This window comes from Agromyces sp. Marseille-P2726 (assembly GCF_902809835.1).
Taxonomy (GTDB): Bacteria; Actinomycetota; Actinomycetes; order Actinomycetales; family Microbacteriaceae; genus Agromyces.
On sequence record NZ_CADDWM010000010.1, the window covers coordinates 55,263 to 73,463 of the forward strand.

14 protein-coding genes and 1 tRNA gene are annotated in these 18,201 nt (G+C 71.3%); 10 read left to right on the forward strand and 5 right to left on the reverse strand.

The window, feature by feature from the left end; translation table 11 throughout:
• Positions 1 to 3 precede the first annotated feature (3 nt).
• Together HUS56_RS03360 and HUS56_RS03365 are read right to left on the reverse strand one after the other, a co-directional pair.
• Positions 4 to 738, reverse strand: a complete 735-nt coding sequence (locus HUS56_RS03360; protein ID WP_173921980.1) for a PspA/IM30 family protein — start codon at positions 736 to 738, stop codon at positions 4 to 6.
• 64 nt (positions 739 to 802) lie between these two features.
• A complete protein-coding gene (locus HUS56_RS03365; protein ID WP_173921981.1) occupies positions 803 to 2,818 on the reverse strand; it encodes a TPM domain-containing protein in 2,016 nt (671 codons plus the stop codon).
• Positions 2,819 to 3,049: 231 nt separating this feature from the next.
• Here HUS56_RS03365 and HUS56_RS03370 point away from each other — a divergent pair, with 231 nt between their 5' ends.
• Positions 3,050 to 4,450, forward strand: a complete 1,401-nt coding sequence (locus tag HUS56_RS03370) for an MFS transporter (protein WP_173921982.1) — start codon at positions 3,050 to 3,052, stop codon at positions 4,448 to 4,450.
• 22 nt (positions 4,451 to 4,472) lie between these two features.
• Here HUS56_RS03370 and HUS56_RS03375 read toward each other — a convergent pair.
• From HUS56_RS03375 to HUS56_RS03385, 3 genes are all read right to left on the reverse strand, one after another.
• Positions 4,473 to 4,545, reverse strand: a tRNA-Arg gene (locus HUS56_RS03375).
• Between the two features lie 69 nt (positions 4,546 to 4,614).
• Positions 4,615 to 5,811, reverse strand: coding sequence for an ROK family transcriptional regulator (locus HUS56_RS03380; protein WP_254431264.1), 1,197 nt, complete (start codon positions 5,809 to 5,811; stop codon positions 4,615 to 4,617).
• Positions 5,812 to 5,821: 10 nt separating this feature from the next.
• Positions 5,822 to 6,445, reverse strand: a complete 624-nt coding sequence (locus tag HUS56_RS03385) for an iron ABC transporter ATP-binding protein (protein WP_173921984.1) — start codon at positions 6,443 to 6,445, stop codon at positions 5,822 to 5,824.
• Positions 6,446 to 6,484: 39 nt separating this feature from the next.
• Between HUS56_RS03385 and HUS56_RS03390 the strand changes: the two genes are divergently transcribed.
• The 9 genes from HUS56_RS03390 (at position 6,485) to HUS56_RS03430 (ending at position 18,148) form a co-directional block, all read left to right on the forward strand.
• Positions 6,485 to 8,158 (forward strand): arginine--tRNA ligase, encoded by a 1,674-nt coding sequence (locus tag HUS56_RS03390; RefSeq protein WP_173921985.1) that lies wholly within the window; start codon positions 6,485 to 6,487, stop codon positions 8,156 to 8,158.
• A 12-nt stretch (positions 8,159 to 8,170) separates the two neighbouring features.
• Positions 8,171 to 9,004, forward strand: a complete 834-nt coding sequence (locus HUS56_RS03395) for a DUF2993 domain-containing protein (protein WP_173921986.1) — start codon at positions 8,171 to 8,173, stop codon at positions 9,002 to 9,004.
• A 155-nt stretch (positions 9,005 to 9,159) separates the two neighbouring features.
• On the forward strand, positions 9,160 to 10,620 hold the full coding sequence (lysA, locus tag HUS56_RS03400) for a diaminopimelate decarboxylase (RefSeq protein WP_254431265.1): 1,461 nt from the start codon (positions 9,160 to 9,162) through the stop codon (positions 10,618 to 10,620).
• Entirely contained in the window at positions 10,617 to 11,927 is a 1,311-nt protein-coding gene (locus HUS56_RS03405; RefSeq protein WP_173921988.1) for a homoserine dehydrogenase, read from the forward strand. Before lysA ends, HUS56_RS03405 begins: the two co-directional genes overlap by 4 nt.
• The gene (gene thrC, locus HUS56_RS03410) at positions 11,924 to 13,021 is read left to right on the forward strand and encodes a threonine synthase (protein ID WP_173921989.1); all 1,098 of its coding nucleotides are present in this window, start codon (positions 11,924 to 11,926) and stop codon (positions 13,019 to 13,021) included. Before HUS56_RS03405 ends, thrC begins: the two co-directional genes overlap by 4 nt.
• A complete protein-coding gene (gene thrB, locus HUS56_RS03415) occupies positions 13,018 to 14,001 on the forward strand; it encodes a homoserine kinase (protein WP_173921990.1) in 984 nt (327 codons plus the stop codon). The genes thrC and thrB overlap by 4 nt, the downstream gene beginning before the upstream one ends.
• 265 nt (positions 14,002 to 14,266) lie before the next feature.
• The gene (rho, locus tag HUS56_RS03420; protein WP_256368773.1) at positions 14,267 to 16,573 is read left to right on the forward strand and encodes a transcription termination factor Rho; all 2,307 of its coding nucleotides are present in this window, start codon (positions 14,267 to 14,269) and stop codon (positions 16,571 to 16,573) included.
• Positions 16,574 to 16,577: 4 nt separating this feature from the next.
• On the forward strand, positions 16,578 to 17,654 hold the full coding sequence (prfA, locus tag HUS56_RS03425) for a peptide chain release factor 1 (RefSeq protein ID WP_173921992.1): 1,077 nt from the start codon (positions 16,578 to 16,580) through the stop codon (positions 17,652 to 17,654).
• Positions 17,651 to 18,148, forward strand: a complete 498-nt coding sequence (locus HUS56_RS03430; RefSeq protein ID WP_173921993.1) for a GNAT family N-acetyltransferase — start codon at positions 17,651 to 17,653, stop codon at positions 18,146 to 18,148. Before prfA ends, HUS56_RS03430 begins: the two co-directional genes overlap by 4 nt.
• Positions 18,149 to 18,201: the final 53 nt, after the last annotated feature.

The following is an 18,201-nucleotide window of genomic DNA, read 5'->3' on the forward strand; positions in this document are numbered from 1 at the left end:
CCCTCAGCTCGAGATCTGGCCCTGCGAACCGCCGGCCTTCAGGGCGGCGAGTCGTGCGTCGACCTCGGTGAGCTCGCCCAGGTCGTCGAGCTCGTTGAACTGGGCGTCGAGGCTCGACGCGGCGAGCTCGGCCTGCCCTCGGACGACCGCCTCCTGCCGGCGGATCTTGTCTTCGAAACGGCCGATCTCGCTGGTCGGGTCGAGGATGTCGATCGACTTCACCGCGTCGTGGACCTGCTTCTGCGCTTCGGCCGTCTTGGCACGCGCGACGAGCTCCGAGCGCTTGTTCTGCAGCTGGACGAGCTTCTCCTTCATGCCGTTCAGGCCGGACTTCAGCTTGTCGACGACCTCGGTCTGCGCGGCGATCTGGGGTTCGGCGGCCTTGGCCTCGTTCTCGGAGGAGATCTGGCGGCTGAGGGCGACCTTGGCGAGGTTGTCGAACTTGTCGGCGCCGGCGGTGTCGCCGCTCGCGCGCAGCTCGTCGCCCTTGCGGCTCGCGGCGAGCGCCTTCTCGCCCCACTCGCGTGCGGCCTCGACGTCTTCGCGGTGGTCGTCTTCGAGCAGGCGGAGGTTTCCGATCGTCTCGGCGATGGCGGCCTCGGCGTCGGCGATGCTGTTCGTGTAGTCGCGCACCATCTGGTCGAGCATCATCTGGGGATCCTCGGCCTGGTCGATCAGCGCGTTGATGTTCGCGCGCACCAGCTGCGAGATGCGGCCGAAGATGGACTGCTTGGTCATGGTGTTCCCTGCTTTCGTGATGGTCGTGGATCGAGGTCAGGTCGTGGTGATGGTGGGGTGCGACTCAGAATCGGCCTCCGCTTCCGCGCCGGGACCGGGTCATCGACCCGCCGAAGCTGCCGGCGGAGCGACGGCCGCTGCCGCCGAATCCGCCCCCGAATCCTCCCCGTCGTGCGCCGCCGCCGCCGAGGCCACCGCCGGAGCCGCCTCCGCCTCCACCTCCGAGCACGGAGTTGATGAGGATCCCGCCGAGTACGGCGCCGAAGAGGTCGCCACCACCGCCACCGACCTGCGGCCCGCCGAACCCGCCGCCCATGCCGGGGTTGAATCCGCTGACATCCTGCTGAGCAATCGACATCGCCGTGCGGGCGAGCGACTCGGCGCGCTGGGCGGTGGCGAGGGCGGCGGCGGGGTCGGTTGCCGCGACGGCCTCCGCCTCGACCAGCAGACGGCCGGCCTCCGCCAGGCGCGTCCTCGCCTCGGCTCCCACGGCCCCGCGACGGGCGACGAGGTAGTCCTCGGCGGCCTGGACGTGGGCTCGTGCCGTCGTCATGGAGCGCCCGAGCTGGGCCCGCGCCCGTGCCGCCTGCTCTGCGGCGTCTCGCACGCTGGCGATGAGCGCGTCGATCTCTGCGTTGACCTGTTCGATCCGAGCTTGGGCGGCGAGCGGATCGCGGCCGGGAGCTGACATGGACGCCCGGAGCTCGGCCGCATCCGCGGCCACGCGGTCGGCGAGCTGTGCTGCGCGGGCGTCATCCAGGCCGCGTGCCGCCTGCACGTCGCGCTCCAGGTCGGCGACGCCGTCGGCCACCGCCTGGTCGGCAGCGGAGAGGTCGGTGGCGAGGCGCTCGACCGCCTGCGTGAGGAGCTTGGCCTGGTCGACGGCCTCCTCGGCAGCGAGGAGCTCGACTGCCGCGTCGCTCGTGCGTCCCTCGCTGATCGCGGCGGATGCCTCGTCGAGCGACGCGCGCGCGAACGCGAGGCGGGATTCCGCCTGCTCGGGGTTGTCGACGACGGGAGCCACGGCCGTCGCGGCGTACTGGGCGGTGAGGCTCTGCAACCGGCCTGCAGCTGCGGGAACGGCCGGTGCGGCCGCATCGGCTTCGGCCCTGACCCGCTCGAGCTCCGCCGGGGCGTTGCGCTCGAGGTCGCGCAGTTCGTCGAAGTGCTCAGCCTGCTCGTCGAGCATGGCCTCAGCCTCACCCGTCAGGCGGATGATGCCGCCGTACCACGCCCTCCGCTCCTCGTCGGTGTCGGGCTCGGCGTCATCGAGTTGCTGCTGCAGCGCGAACGCCTCCCGCACCTTCGCCTTGGCTCCCTCGAGCGCCTCGCGGAACGCGGCGGTGGCCGCCTCGCCGTACGAGGCGACGGCGAAGCCGAGCTCCTGCTCGCTGGTCTTCATGGCGTCGTCGGCGGCGACCAGCGCTCCGCCGGCCTCGCGGCGGAGCTCCTCGATCGAGGGCTGGGGCGGACCCTCGGGCGTGCCCGCGCCGCCGCCCTTCCGACGGCGTCGCGCCAGGACGATCGCGATGATGACGATGACGACCGCGGCGATGACGAGGAACCAGACCCAGCCCCACCCGAAGCCGGATCCGCCGCCCGCCGAGTCGCCGGCCAGGGCGTCGGCAGCGGCGATCGCGGCACCGGCCCAGTCCTCGTCGCGAAGCCGGGGCTCGATGACCTGCGTGGAGATGCGGTTGAGCTCCGCGTCGGTCAGCGACGCGGAGCCGTCGGCCGAGAGATAGTAGACCCGCCCGTCGACGGCGACGGCGAGGAGGTAGTCTTCGGTGCCCATGCTGTTGGCGATGGCCGTGTCGTTGGCCCAGGCATCGGGCGCCTCGGGGTTCGTGAACTCGTCGACGTAGGCGACGAAGAGCTGTCGGCCGCTCGAATCCGCCGCGCGATCGATGGCGGCCTCGACCTCGGCGGCCTGGTCGCCGAGCGCGCCGACCGTGTCGACGATCGGGCTGGAGCCGAAGTCGACGGGGTCTTCGGCCCAGGCCGCACCCGGTGCGCTGAGCGCGAGCAACGCGCCCGCGGCGACGGCCAGAACTGCCGACCTACGACGTACCGACGCCATGCACCAGTGCCCTTCCCGTGCCCGAGCGAACGGATTCGAGTCTATGGGCCGCAGCGAGCCGACGTCCACGCGGACACCGGGCGTCGGGCTCGATCGCGCACACGAGTGGGGGAGCGGATGCCGCCGCGTCGCCGGTGCGCCGCTCGCCGCGTTGCGCCACGGGCGTATGCTGCGGCTGAGCGGTGAGCCGGGCTTCTCGGTGCGAGCCGTCGATCGGGAGGTGAGGTGGTGATGGCACAGACGCCTGTCGGCACTCGTGCCGCTGCACGGCGCATCCTCGCGCCGCTTGCGCTCGCGCAGTTCATCTGCAGCTTCGCCGGCTCGAACATGAACGTGATGATCAACGACATGAGCGAGGACCTCGACACGACGGTCCAGGGGATCCAGGTCGCCATCACCCTGTTCCTGCTCGTGATGGCCGCCCTCATGATCCCAGCCAGCAAACTCACCGACCGGTTCGGTCGCAAGCGCCTCTTCATCGTGGGTCTCGGGGTCTACGGTGTCGGAGCGATCATCAGCGCGATCGCGCCCAACCTCGGCGTGCTCATCCTCGGCAATTCGCTGCTCGAGGGCATCGGGACCGCCCTCCTGATCCCGCCCGTCTACATCCTGACGACGCTGCGCTTCCAAGACCTCCGGGAGCGCGCGAGGGCCTTCGGCGTCATCAGTGCGCTCGGCGGCATGGGCGCCGCGGCCGGCCCCCTCATCGGCGGCATCATCACGACCGCGATCGACTGGCGCGCCGCCTTCGTGTTCCAGGCCCTCGTGATCGTGCTCATCATCGTGCTGGCCCGCAGGGTCGATGACCCCATCGCTCCCGACCCCGGGCGGTCGTTCGACGTCCTCGGGGCGCTCCTGTCAGCGATCGGACTCGTGGCGCTCGTCATGGGGATCCTCGCCCTCGATGACGCCCTGCCGCTCGCCATCGCCCTGCTGGTCTTCGGTGCCGCGATGCTCGCATGGTTCATGTTCCGGTCGGGTCGGCTCGAGCGCGCCGGGCGGGAACCGCTCGTGTCGCCGGCGCTCTTCCGCAACCGCGGATCCAACACGGCCCTGCTCACGCAGGTCCTGCAGTGGATGATGCTGATGGGCGTGTCGTTCGTCGTCGCGGCCTACCTCCAGGTGGTCCGTGGCTACAACGCGATCGAAACCGGCATCATCTTCACGGCCGCCACGGTCGGCCTGCTTGCCTCATCGCTTTCCGTCGGTCGGTTGGTGCGCCGTTTCGCGCAGCGCACCCTCGTCGTCGCGGGATTCGCACTCACGTCGGCCGGCATCGCCGGGCTGATCTTCACCGTCGCGGTGCTGCCGGGCGCGTGGGCGTTCGCACCGGGTCTGCTCGGCATCGGGCTGGGACTCGGGCTGATGCTCACGCCCTCGGTCAACCTCGTGCAGTCGGCGTTCCCCGAGGGGCAGCAGGGTGAGATCTCGGGCGTCTCGCGGGCCGTGTCGAACCTCGGCTCGTCGCTCGGCACTGCGGTCGCCGGCACGATCCTCGTCGCGGGACTCGTCGACCCATCCCGGTCGTACGCGCTCGCGATGATCGTGCTCGGGGTCCTCGGGCTTCTCGGAGTCGTGCTCGGTCTGCGCTTGCCGCGGGAGGAACCGGCTGCCGAGCCGTCAACGAAGTGAATCGACTCGACGCTTCGGAAAGTGCCCCCGGAGGGATTCGAACCCCCGACCTACGGTACCGGAAACCGGCGCTCTATCCCCTGAGCTACGGAGGCGCACAGCTCAAGAGACTACCACTCCGGCGCCCCTGCGTCGGACACGGGGGAGTCGCTCGGGTAGGGCCGTCAGGCCAGGCTCACCGTCGCGACCGTGTCGAGCAGTTCGTCGCGCACCCGGCCCGCGAGGAGGAGTCGGGCACCCCGCAGCACGGGGTCCTGGTCGACGCCGGTTGCGACGACCTCGGGCGACCACCGGCTGATGCGACGGATGCCGCGCCCCACCTCGGTGGCGAACGCCGGCCCGCCGAGGCTCGACGACGGCCCGGCGAGCACGAGGAGGGCGGGGTCGAGGGTCGCGAGGAGCGGGAGTGCGACGTGGGCGACCCGTTCGGCGAGGTCGCGGAAGACGGCCTCGCGCGTGCGCTCCGCACCGGGCTCTGCGAGAGCCGCGCGGGTGGGGTGATATCCGCCGGCATCGATGCCGTGCTGTCGCGCGAGCTGTGCGACGGCCCGGCCGCCGACGAGGTCCTGCACGGTGCGAGCGGTCGGGTCCGTCGCCGCGGCGTCGACGGAGAGGGGGAGGAATCCGATCTCGCCGGCACCGCCGAAGCTGCCGCGGTGCAGGTCACCGGCCACGTCGAACGAGGCGCCCACGCCGTTGCCGAGCCAGAGCAGGACGAAGACGTCGGCGTCGGCGCCCTCGCCGTACTCCCGTTCGGCCAGCGCCGCGAGATTCACGTCGTTCTCGATGAGCACCGACCGGTGCAGTCCGTCTTCGAGGATGCGCCGAAGCCCGCGAACCGGCCATCCTGGAAGGGTCTCGCTGAAGAGCTCGCCGGTCTCGCCGGGATCGACGTAACCGGGGATGCCGATGCAGACCGAGTGGACGGCATCGGGGTCGGTGCCGGCCGCCGCACACCCCTCGACGATCGCGCGAGTGACCTCGTCGACGGGCGAGCGCTCGGTGGGGTCGCGAGGAAGGTCGAATCGGATCACGGGTCGTTCGGCGCCGGTGGCGTCGACCACCGTGGCGCGGAGTTCGAACGCGTCGAGGTCGAGGGCGACGCCGAGCGGCCGGTCGGTGCGGGCCCCGTAGACCACGGCGCTGCGGCCCTGGGATCCCGACGTGCGACCTCGTTCCTCGATGAACCCGCCCGCGAGCAGCCGAGCCACCATCTGCGAGGCGGTGGGCTTCGAGACGCCGACGAGCTCGCGGATGCGGTTGCGCGTCAGGGGACCGTGCTCCAGCAGCACGGCGAGGCCGGCGCGGTCGTTCACCGCGCCGAGCCACGAGGGCGTCCCTGTCGCGGAGTTCGCCGTCACGATGCCCCGATCAGGCCTCGGGGAGGTTGCCGATGACCGCAGCGACGAGCTGCGCGGCATCGCCCGGCTCGAAGAGGGCAGCCGACTCGATCACGATCCAGTACGGCCCATGGAACACCTGAGCGACCCCGCCGCCACCGGCCTGGGTGAAGTACCCCTCGATGTCGGGGGGCGTGCCGTACGTCGGCACGACGTGGCTCGTCATCGCGGCCTCGTTCCGCCGCGTCTCCCCGGCCTTCGGCGACGGGGTGGCGACGCCGACCTCGATCACCTCGCCGCTGGTCTGGTTCAGGTACCCGCACGCGGTGCCGGCGTCCTCCTCGACGATCGTGATGACCTCGGCCGACGCCGGCTCGTAATCGGGATGCGTGCCGAAGTTCGGGTTGAACTCGTACAACTGGTCGGGAGTGAGGAGCTCGTCGCAGCCGATCGAGAAGGGCGTGGGCTCCTCGGGCTCCTCAGTGGGTGCGGCCGTCGCACCGGGCGTCGGCGACGCCGATGCGTTCGGAGGCGCCGCCGTCTCGGACGGTGCCGCGGCTCCAGGGGTGCATCCGCTGAGCATGGCGACGGATGCCGCAGCCACGAGTGCGAGGCCGGCAGAACGAGCGAGGGAGGGGCGGAGCAGGCGCGGCATGTGACGAACCCTATCAATGCCGCCGGGTAGGATTTGCGGGTGACTCCCGACGATCTCTCGCGTGCCCTGTTCGATCTCGTGAACGGGCTCGTCGAGCGGCGTCGTGCGGGCGGCGACGACATCTCGCTCGACCTCCGGGCAGAGCAGATCGTGCTCGAGCGGCCGAAGCTCCGCGAGCACGGCGACTGGGCCTCGAGCGTCGCGATGCGCATCGCGAAGCCGTTCGGGCAGAACCCCCGCGAGATCGCGACCGAGCTCGCCGCAGGCCTCTCCGAGGTCGACGGCGTCGCGAGCGCCGAGGTGGCGGGGCCCGGCTTCATCAACATCCGGCTCGACGCCGCAGCCGCGGGCGTGCTGGCGAAGACGATCGTCGAGGCGGGCGACCGGTACGGTCACGGCGACTCGCTCGCCGGCCGCAGGATCAACCTCGAGTTCGTGTCGGCGAATCCCACCGGCCCGCTGCACATCGGCCACACCCGGTGGGCCGCGCTCGGCGACTCGATCGGTCGGGTGCTCCGAGCCGCTGGTGCCGAGGTCGCGACAGAGTACTACATCAACGACGCCGGCACCCAGATGGACAACTTCGGCGCCTCGGTGCTCGCGGCGGCGAAGGGCGAGCCCACGCCCGAGGGCGGGTACCCCGGCACCTACATCGCCGACCTCGCCGCCCGCGTGCTCGAGCGCGAGCCGCACCTGCTGGAGCTCGACGAGGCCGTGGCGCTGCACACGGCCACCGAGATCGCCTACGAGCTGCAGCTGGCCGAGATCCGAGAATCGCTCGAGCGGTTCAACGTGCACTTCGACGTGTGGACGAGCGAGCGGCGCCTGCACGACAAGGCGCCCGACGGTCTGTCCGACGTCGACACGGCGATCGAGCGGCTCCGCGCGCAGGGGCATATCTTCGAGAAGGACGGCGCGGTGTGGGTGCGCACCACCGACTTCGGCGACGACAAAGACCGCGTGATCCGCCGGGCCAACGGCGCGTACACCTACTTCGCCGCCGACGCGGCGTACTACCTCGACAAGGGCGACCGCGGCTTCGAGCACAAGATCTACCTGCTCGGCGCCGACCACCACGGGTACGTGCACCGTCTCAGGGCGCTCGCCGGCGCCGCCGGCGATCACCCCGAGCGCGACATCGAGGTGCTCATCGGCCAGCTCGTGAGCATCAGCGGCGCCAAGCTCTCCAAGCGCGCGGGCAACATCATCGAGCTCGACGACCTGCAGGCATGGCTCGGCACCGACGCGTTGCGGTACACGCTGGCCCGGTATCCCGCAGACTCGCCGCTCGCGATCGACCCCGAGATCCTGCAGCGTCGCACGAACGACAACCCGGTGTTCTACGTGCAGTACGCGCACGCACGCACGGCCGCGGTCGACCGCAACGCGGCATCCGTCGGGGTCGACCGCTCGTCCTTCGCGCCCGAGCTGCTGACGCACGAGACCGAATCGGCGCTGCTCGGGGCACTGCAGGAGTTCCCGCGCATCGTCGCCCAGGCTGCCGAGCTGCGCGAACCGCACCGCATCGCGCGCTACATCGAGGAGCTCGCCGGCCTCTACCACCGCTGGTACGACAACTGCCGCGTGCTGCCCCTCGGCGACGAGCCGATCGGCGACCTGCACCGCACCCGCCTCTGGCTGAACGACGCGACGCGGCAGGTGATCCGCAACGGACTCGACCTGCTCGGCGTCTCGGCGCCCGAGCGCATGTAGCCCGGTGCTTCGATGACGGATGCCTCGCGCGATGCCCGCCCCACCGAGGTGTACCCCACCGAGGTGCTGGGGTCGGGTACGGATGCCACAGCCCCCGCTCCGCGCCGACGCAACCGCGCGGCGCGGGCATGGATCACCGTCCTCGTGATGCTGGCCGTGCTGGCCGGTCTCGTCGTGGCAGCCGATCTCGTCGTTCGCAACGTCGCCGAACAGCGGGTCGCCGAGCAGCTGGAGCAGAACCTTCCGGCGGGCATCGAGGGCGACGTGAAGGTGCGGCTGGGCGGGTTCTCGGTGATCGCGCAGTATCTCGCCGGATCGATGGATCATGTCGAGCTCTCGGCACCGGAGCTCATGGTGAACGGCGTGCCGATCGCGGTGCAGGTCGACGCGCGCGACGTACCGCCGGCGCTCGACGCCCCGGTCGGTCGGGCGACCGCGACGATCGAGGCCGACGAGGCGGCGATCAACGCCCTCATCGAGATCCCCGGAGTGCAGGGCGACGTCGCCCTCGACACCGACGCCGTCGCGTACTCCGACACGGTGCGGTTGCTCGGCCTTCCGATCGAGTACACCGTCACCGCCCGGCCGATGGCCGCGGGCGACACCGTGCTGCTCGAGCCGATCGGTGTCGAGGTGGGCGCAGGTGGCGGCGCGATCGACGTGTCGGGCCTCGCCGACCGGCTGCTCGGCGACGACCCCGTTCCCGTCTGCGTCGCCGGCTACCTGCCCGAGGGCGTCGAGGTGCGGCAGATCGTGGTCGAACCGGATGCCGCGACCGTCACGCTGGGCGCCGCCGGGCTCAGCTTCGACGAGCAGAGCCTCTCCACGCTCGGCAGCTGCGGCTGAGCACCGCGACCCGTTCCCGATTTCGGCGGGGCTCGGCACGCTCGGTAGACTCCGGGGAGGCCGCTTCACAAGAGCGGCACGCGTAAGGCTTCAGGAACCGACCCGGGTTCGCTCGCCGTGAGCGTTCCGTCGTCGTCCGTCCCGTGAGGTTTCCCGTGGCATCCATCCAACCCGTCCCCGGGTGGCTCCGGGCGCCCGACGACGCGAACGCGCTCGCCCCGTCGGTCTGGCCCTCGAGCGCGCACCGCGACCATGATGGCCGGCTGGTCGTCGGCGGCGTCTCCGCCGCCGAACTGGCCGAGCGATTCGGCACGCCGCTCTACGTCGTCGACGAGTCCGACGCGCGGGCGCGGGCGGCACGCATGCTCGCGGCGTTCGAGGCGGCCGCGGCATCCGTCGGCACCTCCGTGACGGTGTATTACGCGGGCAAGGCGTTCCTCTCGGGCGCCATCGTGCGCTGGGTCACCGAGGCCGGGCTCGGCGTCGACGTCTGCACCGGCGGGGAGCTGGCCGTCGCGCTCGCGGCCGGAGCCGACCCGGCCCGCATCGGATTCCACGGCAACAACAAGTCCGTCGCCGAGATCGAGCGCGCGGTCGAGGCGGGCGTCGGCACCATCGTCATCGACAGCGAGATCGAGATCGACCGGGTCGCCGATGCCGCGGCGCGCGCCGGCCGCGTGCAGGGCGTTCGGCTGCGGGTGAACAGCGGCGTGCACGCGTCGACGCACGAGTTCCTCGCCACCGCCCATGAGGACCAGAAGTTCGGGGTGACGCTCGAGCGCGCCGTCGAGATCGGCACCCGGATCCGCGGGTTCGACTCGCTCGACCTCGTGGGGCTGCACTGCCACATCGGCTCCCAGATCTTCGACTCCGCCGGGTTCGCCGAATCGGCCGAACGCCTCCTCGTCGCGCACGCCGAGCTCGCGCGCCTCGCGCCCCTGCCCGAGCTGAACCTCGGCGGAGGCTTCGGGATCGCGTACCCCTCGGCCGATGAGCCCGCCCCGATCGAGCAGATCGCGCTCGGCATCGCGACCGCGGTCGCAGACGGATGCCGCGACCACGGCGTGCCCGTGCCGAAGCTCGCCTTCGAGCCGGGTCGTGCCATCATCGGGCCCGCGGGCGTCACCCTCTACACCGTCGGAACGGTGAAGCCCGTGCCGCTCGACGGCGGCCCATGGCGGCACTACGTCTCGGTCGACGGCGGCATGAGTGACAACATCCGCACCGCGCTGTACGGCGCCGACTACACGGTGCGCCTGGCCGGCCGCGTCTCCGACGAGACGCCATCGCTCGTGCGAGTCGCGGGCAAGCACTGCGAGTCGGGCGACATCGTCGTCGACGCCGACTACCTGCCGCACGACGTCGGCCCCGGCGACCTCGTCGCCGTCGCGGCGACGGGCGCCTACTGCTGGTCGCTCGCGAACAACTACAACCACGTGCCGCGCCGTCCGGTGGTCGCCGTCCGCGATGGGATGGCGCGAGTGATCGTGCACGGCGAGACGGAGGACGACCTGCTCTCGCGCGACGCGGAGCTCGCGGCATCCGGGTCATCGATCGAAACCGAGTCACCAGAGAGATCCGACACATCCGACGCCGCTGGAGGGGCCCCCGCATGATCGAGTACCGCACCATCCGCGTCGGACTCCTCGGGGCGGGCTCGGTCGGCTCGCAGGTGGCTCGGCTGCTCCTGCACCATACCGACGAGCTCACCCAGCGCATCGGCGCTCGGATCGAGCTCGTCGGCATTGCGGTTCGCGACCCCGCCGCCAGGCGCGACGTCGACCTGCCAAGCGAGCTCTTCACCACCGATGCCGAGACGCTCATCACGGGCTCCGACATCGTCATCGAGCTCATGGGCGGCATCGAGCCCGCGCGCACCCTCGTGCTCGAAGCGATCGCCTCGGGAGCCGACGTGGTCACGGGCAACAAGGCGCTGCTGGCCGGCCACGGGCCCGAGCTGTTCGCCGCCGCCGAGCAGGTCGGTGCGCAGCTCTCGTACGAGGCTGCGGTCGGCGGGGCGATCCCGATCACCCGTCCCCTGCGCGACAGCCTCGCGGGCGACCGCATCGACCGCATCCTCGGCATCGTGAACGGCACCACCAACTTCATCCTCGACCGCATGGACACGACGGGCGCGTCGCTCGAGGACGCCCTCGCGACGGCGACCGAGCTCGGCTACGCCGAGGCCGATCCGACGGCCGACATCGGCGGGTACGACGCCGCGCAGAAGGCGGCGATCCTCGCGAGCCTCGCGTTCCACACGAGCGTCCCGGTCGAGGCGGTGCATCGAGAGGGCATCACGAGCGTCAGCGCCGATCAGGTGGAGTCAGCTCGGCGCGCCGGCTTCGTCGTGAAGCTGCTCGCGATCTGCGAGCGGTTGATCGATGGCGAGACGGGCGACGAGGGCGTCTCGGCGCGCGTCTACCCGGCGCTCGTGCCGCGCAGCCATCCGCTCGCCGCCGTGCACGGCGCGAACAACGCGGTCTTCGTCGAGGCCGCCGCCGCCGGCCCGCTCATGTTCTACGGTGCGGGTGCGGGCGGCGTGCAGACGGCCTCGGCAGTGCTCGGCGACCTCGTCGCGATCGCGCGCCGGCATGTCATCGGCGGCCCGGGCACCGCCGAGTCGACGCACGCGGAACTGCCCGTGCTCGCGATCGGCCGCATCACCACCCGCTACTCGATCACGCTCGAGGTGGCCGACGAGCCCGGCGTGCTCGAGCAGATCGCGCGGGTCTTCGCCGAGCACGGCGTCTCGGTCGAGCAGCTCCAGCAGACCGTGGCCGACGGCTCGCAGCGGGCTACGCTGGTCATCGGGACGCATGAGGCGAAGGAGTCCGCGCTCGCCGAGACCGTCGCCTCCCTCGAGCAGAGTCCCGTCGTCGCATCCGTCGCGTCCGTCCTCCGAGTCGAAGGAGCACTGTGAACCACGCCACCCCCAAGGCATCCTCGCGCCAGTGGCGCGGTGTCATCCGCGAATACGCCGACCGGCTCGACGTGACGGATGCCACGCCCATCGTCACCCTCGGCGAAGGCGGCACGCCCCTCCTGCCCGCGCCGGCGCTCTCGCGCCGCACCGGCGCCGACGTGTGGGTGAAGTTCGAGGGGATGAACCCGACGGGCTCGTTCAAGGACCGCGGCATGACCATGGCCGTGACCAAGGCCGTCGAGGGCGGCGCGAAGGTCGTGATCTGCGCATCGACCGGCAACACCTCGGCCTCGGCCGCCGCCTACGCGACCCACGCGGGCATCACGGCCGCCGTGCTCGTGCCCGAGGGCAGGATCGCCATGGGCAAGCTCAGCCAGGCCATCGCGCACGATGCCGAGCTCATCCAGGTGCAGGGCAACTTCGACGACTGCCTCGACATCGCCCGCGACCTCGCCGACAACTACCCGGTGCACCTCGTCAACTCGGTGAACAACGACCGCATCGAGGGGCAGAAGACGGCCGCCTTCGAGGTCGTCGAGGTGCTCGGCGACGCCCCCGACTTCCACTTCATCCCCGTGGGCAACGCCGGGAACTACACGGCGTACACCCGCGGCTACCGCGAGGACATCGACGCGGGCAACGCCACGCGGTTGCCGCGCATGTTCGGCTTCCAGGCGTCGGGCTCCGCCCCCATCGTCCGTGGCGAGATCGTGCGCGACCCCGACACGATCGCCAGCGCCATCCGCATCGGCAACCCGGCGTCGTGGGAGCTCGCGCTCCAGGCGCGCGACGAGTCGGGCGGCTACTTCGGCGCGATCGACGACGACAAGATCCTCGAGGCGCAGCGCATCCTCTCGGCCGAGGTCGGCATCTTCGTGGAGCCGGCGTCGGCCATCAGCGTGGCGGGCCTGCTCGAGCGGGCCGCCGCCGGAGTCGTGCCCGCCGGCGCACGTGTCGTGCTGACCGTCACCGGTCACGGCCTGAAGGACCCCCAGTGGGCGCTCCGCACCGCCGACGGCTCCGACGTGCAGCCGACGGTCGTGCCCGTCGACACCGCACAGGTGGCCCGGGTGCTCGGGCTGGTGTCATGACCAGCGCGACCGTCGCCCCCGACGCGGGCGCTTCGGCAGCTCCCCTGAGCCCCGTCGAAGGGTCCGTCATCGGCCGCGCCGTGCACGTCAAGGTGCCGGCCACCTCCGCGAACCTCGGTCCCGGCTTCGACACGCTGGGCCTGGCGCTCGCCCGGTACGACGAGCTCGACGTCGAGGCCACGGATGCCGCAACCCACGACATCCAGGTGCACGGGGTCGGCGAAGGGGAGGTTCCGCTCGACGAGTCGCATCTCGTCGTTCGCGCGATCGCCCACACCTTCGCGCACGCTGGGATCCCGCTGCCGAGCCTTCGTCTCGTCGCCCGCAACAGCATCCCGCACGGGCGAGGCCTCGGCTCGTCCGGCGCCGCCATCGTCGCCGGCGTGGTCGCCGCGAAGGGGCTCCTCGAGGGCATCGTGGAGTTCGGGCCCGACGAGCTCCTCGAGCTCGCCACCCAGCTCGAGGAGCATCCCGACAACGTCGCGCCCGCGCTCTTCGGTGGACTCACGATCGCCTGGGTGACACCCGAGGGCCCGAGGCACAAGAAGCTCATCGTGCACCGCGGCGTCTCGCCACTCGTGCTGGTGCCCGAGCACGAGATGTCGACCGCGCTCGCCCGGTCGCTGCAGCCCGAGTCGGTACCGCACGAGGATGCGGTGTTCAACGTGTCGCGCTCGGCCCTGCTCATCGCCGCACTCATCCAGAGCCCCGAGTTGCTGCTCCAGGCCACGGAGGACAAGCTGCACCAGCACTATCGTGCGCAGGCGATGCCAGAGACCGATCGACTCATCGGCGTGCTGCGGGCGGCGGGGCATCCCGCCGTGGTCTCCGGGGCCGGTCCGTCGATCCTCGTGCTGGCGAACGATCCGAGCACACGAGCCGACGCGGTGCGCCTCGTCGAGGAGGCGGCCGACACGGCGTGGCAGGCGCTGCCGCTCGCGGTCGACTTCAAGGGCGCCACGGTCGTGCCCGCCGACTGACGCGGCGACGAGGTCGTCGAGGTGCGGCCGGCCCCGATGCGTCCGGCGCGTCATGCGTCGAAGGCCCCGTCGGTTGGGTGTTAGGATTGACTCGCACCCGGCAGGCGACGCAACTCCTGGCGTTCCCCGCCAATCGTGCAATTTCCAGCAATCCATTGCTTTCGCTCTCGCGCATGTCTGCGCCACCGCGCACGACATCGCTCGTGCCGGCGATCAAGCTCTCCTGGGTCGGCATTCTCGCGACCAGGGGAAAGGAACATACCCAGTGACCAACGCAACCGACCACGCCGACGTGAGTGTGGCGAATCGCACCCGCCTCAGCGCCATGAAGGTCGCCGAGCTCCAGGAGCTTGCCGCATCCCTCGGCATCGCGGGTGCTTCGAAGCGCCGAAAGGGAGAACTCGTCGACCTGATCTCCGCCCACCAGAGCGGCGATGCCACGGCTCAGGCTCCCGCCGAGTCCGATGCGGCCGCCGCCGTCGAGGCCGTCGAGACCCCGGGTCCCGACGCTGCCCCGACGGGCGAGACGGCCGAGCCCCAAGCCGGGCCCGACACCCCGGCCGAGGTGACGAACGAGGCGGCGGCAGCAACCGAGACCGAGGCGGTCGTCGACTCGGCACGCCTCGTCGAGACGACGCCGGCACCCGCGCCTGATGCGGCGGCGACCGCCGGGGCCGCTTCGCCGGAGGCCGCTTCGCCCGAGGCCGCGACCGCCGAGGTCGCTTCGCCCGAGGCCGCGACCGCCGAGGTCGCTTCGCCCGAGGCCGCTTCGCCCGAGGCGCCGCGGACTCGCCAGGGCCGCCAGCCGCGCCGCGCGACGAGCGCCGGCACGGCCGCGACGCTGCACGTGAACCGCGGCGGAGCCGGGGTCGACCTCGTGCCGACCGGCACCGACGCCGGCGCCGATGCCGGCACCGACGCCGACGCGCGCGAGGCCGCGCGGGCCGCCGTCCGCGAGGAGCTCGCGGCCGCGACGGGCGAGGGCGCCCGCGACGGGCAGCAGACCGAGGGCGATGGCGAGCCGGCTGCCGAGCAGCCCCGGCAGGGCCGCAGCCGCAACCGGGGCCGTCGAGGCGGCGACCGCGCTGATCGCGGCGGTGACGACGCGCAGAAGTCCGCAGACGAGCGGCAGGGCCGCCAGAACGGCGAGCGCGGCGACCGGCAGAACGGTTCCGAGCGCGACACGCGCAAGGGCGACGAGCAGGGTGGCAAGTCCGGCCGCGAGCGCCAGGGCGACGGCGACGGCAGCCGTCAGGATGGCGGCCGTGGCCAGCAGGGCCGCGACGCGCAGCCTCAGCCCGAGGGCGAGGGTGGCGGCCGCCGCAACCGCTACCGCGATCGCAAGCGCCGCGGTCAGGGTGGCGGCGACGAGATCGAGCCCGAGATCCTCGACGATGACGTGCTGATCCCCATCGCGGGCATCCTCGACGTGCTCGACAACTACGCGTTCGTGCGGACCACCGGCTACCTGCCCGGTCCGAGCGACGTGTACGTCTCGCTCGGACAGGTGAAGAAGTACAACCTGCGCAAGGGCGACGCGGTCGTCGGTTCGATCAAGCAGCCGCGCGAGGGCGAGTCGAACAGCCGCCAGAAGTACAACGCGCTCGTGAAGGTCGACTCGATCAACGGCCAGACGCCCGAAGAGTCGTCGACCCGGGTCGAGTTCCAGAAGCTCACGCCGCTGTATCCGCAGGACCGCCTGCGGCTCGAGACCGAGCCCACCAAGCTCACCCAGCGGATCATCGACCTCGTCGCCCCGATCGGCAAGGGCCAGCGAGGGCTGATCGTGGCGCCTCCGAAGGCGGGCAAGACGATCGTCCTGCAGCAGATCGCGAACGCCATCTCGATCAACAACCCCGAGGTGCACCTCATGGTCGTGCTCGTCGACGAGCGCCCCGAAGAGGTCACCGACATGCAGCGCACGGTGAAGGGCGAGGTCATCGCGTCGACGTTCGACCGTCCGGCCGAAGACCACACGACGGTCGCCGAGCTGGCGATCGAGCGCGCGAAGCGCCTCGTCGAGCTCGGCCACGACGTGGTCGTGCTGCTCGACTCGATCACTCGCCTCGGCCGCGCGTACAACCTCGCGGCTCCGGCATCCGGTCGCATCCTCTCGGGCGGCGTCGACGCCTCGGCCCTGTACCCGCCGAAGCGCTTCTTCGGTGCGGCGCGCAACATCGAGAACGGCGGCTCGCTCACGATCCTCGCGACGGCCCTGGTCGAGACCGGTTCGAAGATGGACGAGGTCATCTTCGAGGAGTTCAAGGGCACCGGCAATTCAGAGCTCCGACTCTCCCGCCAGCTCGCCGACAAGCGCATCTTCCCGGCCGTCGACGTCAACGCGTCGTCCACGCGCCGTGAAGAGATGCTGCTCTCGCCCGACGAGGTGAAGATCACGTGGAAGCTCCGGCGCGCCCTGGCCGGACTCGAGCCGCAGCAGGCGCTCGAGGCCGTGCTCGGTCGCCTGAAGGAGACGCAGTCGAACGTCGAGTTCCTCATGCTCATGCAGAAGTCGATGCCCGTGGCCAACGGCGCGGCGCACTCGCACGGGCACGAGTCCGACCATCGGTGATCGCGTGTTCGAGTCCGTCCAGGCCCTGCTCGACGAGCACGGGGAGCTCCAGGAGGAGCTCGCCGACCCTGCCCTGCATGCGGACGCCGGACGCGCGAAGCGGGTGAACCGGCGATACGCCGAGCTCAGCCGCATCGTCGCCGCCCACGAGGCGTGGCGGCAGGCCGCCGACGACCTCGAGGCGGCCCGCGAGCTGGCCAAGGAGGATGATGCCTTCGCCGACGAGATCCCGTCGCTCGAACAGGGCCTGGCCGAGGCGCAGGAGCGGCTGCGGCGGCTCCTGATCCCTCGCGACCCCGACGACGGTCGTGACGTGATCATGGAGATCAAGGGCGGCGAAGGGGGCGCGGAGAGCGCCCTCTTCGCGGCGGACCTGCTGCGCATGTACCTGCAGTACGCGCAGTCCAAGGGCTGGAAGACCGAGCTGCTCGAGCGAGACGAGTCCGACCTCGGCGGATACAAGAACGTGCAGGTCGCGATCAAGTCGAACGCCACCGATCCGTCGCAGGGTGTCTGGGCGCACCTCAAGTACGAGGGGGGCGTGCACCGCGTCCAGCGCGTGCCCGTCACCGAGACCCAGGGCCGCATCCACACCTCGACCACGGGCGTGCTCGTCTTCCCCGAGGTCGACGAGCCCGAGGAGGTCGACCTCAACCAGAACGACCTCAAGATCGACGTCTACCGCTCGTCGGGGCCCGGCGGCCAGTCGGTGAACACGACCGACTCCGCGGTGCGCATCACGCACCTGCCGACGGGCATCGTGGTCTCGATGCAGAACGAGAAGTCCCAGCTGCAGAACCGCGAGGCCGCGATGCGCGTGCTCCGAGCGCGCCTGCTCGCGCGCCAGCAGGAGGAACTCGCCGCCGCGGCATCCGATGCCCGCAAGTCGCAGATTCGCTCGATGGACCGTTCCGAGCGCATCCGCACCTACAACTTCCCCGAGAACCGCATCGCCGATCACCGGACCGGGTACAAGGCGTACAACCTCGACCAGGTCATGAACGGCGCGCTCGACGCGCTCATCGAATCGGCCGTCCAGGCCGACGAGGAGGCGCGCCTCGCCCAGCTGGGCGACGAATGAGCCGCGAGCTCGTGATCCGGTCGGCCGCGGCATCCGACTGGGCGCAGATCTACGCGATCATCCAGCAGGTCGTGCGCGAGGGCGAGACGTACGCCCTCCCCGGGTCCCTGTCATCGGATGCCGCACGCGACCTGTGGATCGAGGAGCCGCCCGGGCACACGGTCGTCGCCGAGCTCGATGGCGCGATCGTGGGCACGGCCAAGATGGGCCCCAACCGGCCGGGCCACGGCGACCACATCGGCACCGCGTCGTTCATGGTCGACCCGACCGTCCGCGGTGCCGGTGTGGGCCGGCGTCTCGGGGAGTACGTCGTCGACTGGCACCGGCGCGAGGGCTACGAGGGCATCCAGTTCAACGCGGTCGTCGCATCGAACGAGGCGGCCGTTCGCCTCTGGACGTCGCTCGGCTTCGAGATCGTCGGAACGGTGCCGAACGCGTTCCGCTCACCGCGCCACGGGCGGGTCGGCCTGCACGTGATGTTCCTCGCGCTCTGACGCTCGCCGCGGCATCCGGTCGCCATCGCGCTCTGACGCTCGCCGCGGCATCC

What these genes read in the sequence shown, in the direction of transcription:
- HUS56_RS03360 (WP_173921980.1), bottom strand. Translation starts at nt 738, where the DNA reads ATGACCAAGCAGTCCATCTTCGGCCGCATCTCGCAGCTGGTGCGCGCG.
- HUS56_RS03365 (WP_173921981.1), bottom strand. Translation starts at nt 2,818, where the DNA reads ATGGCGTCGGTACGTCGTAGGTCGGCAGTTCTGGCCGTCGCCGCGGGC.
- HUS56_RS03370 (WP_173921982.1), top strand. Translation starts at nt 3,050, where the DNA reads ATGGCACAGACGCCTGTCGGCACTCGTGCCGCTGCACGGCGCATCCTC.
- HUS56_RS03385 (WP_173921984.1), bottom strand. Translation starts at nt 6,445, where the DNA reads ATGCCGCGCCTGCTCCGCCCCTCCCTCGCTCGTTCTGCCGGCCTCGCA.
- HUS56_RS03395 (WP_173921986.1), top strand. Translation starts at nt 8,171, where the DNA reads ATGACGGATGCCTCGCGCGATGCCCGCCCCACCGAGGTGTACCCCACC.
- HUS56_RS03405 (WP_173921988.1), top strand. Translation starts at nt 10,617, where the DNA reads ATGATCGAGTACCGCACCATCCGCGTCGGACTCCTCGGGGCGGGCTCG.
- thrB (WP_173921990.1), top strand. Translation starts at nt 13,018, where the DNA reads ATGACCAGCGCGACCGTCGCCCCCGACGCGGGCGCTTCGGCAGCTCCC.
- HUS56_RS03430 (WP_173921993.1), top strand. Translation starts at nt 17,651, where the DNA reads ATGAGCCGCGAGCTCGTGATCCGGTCGGCCGCGGCATCCGACTGGGCG.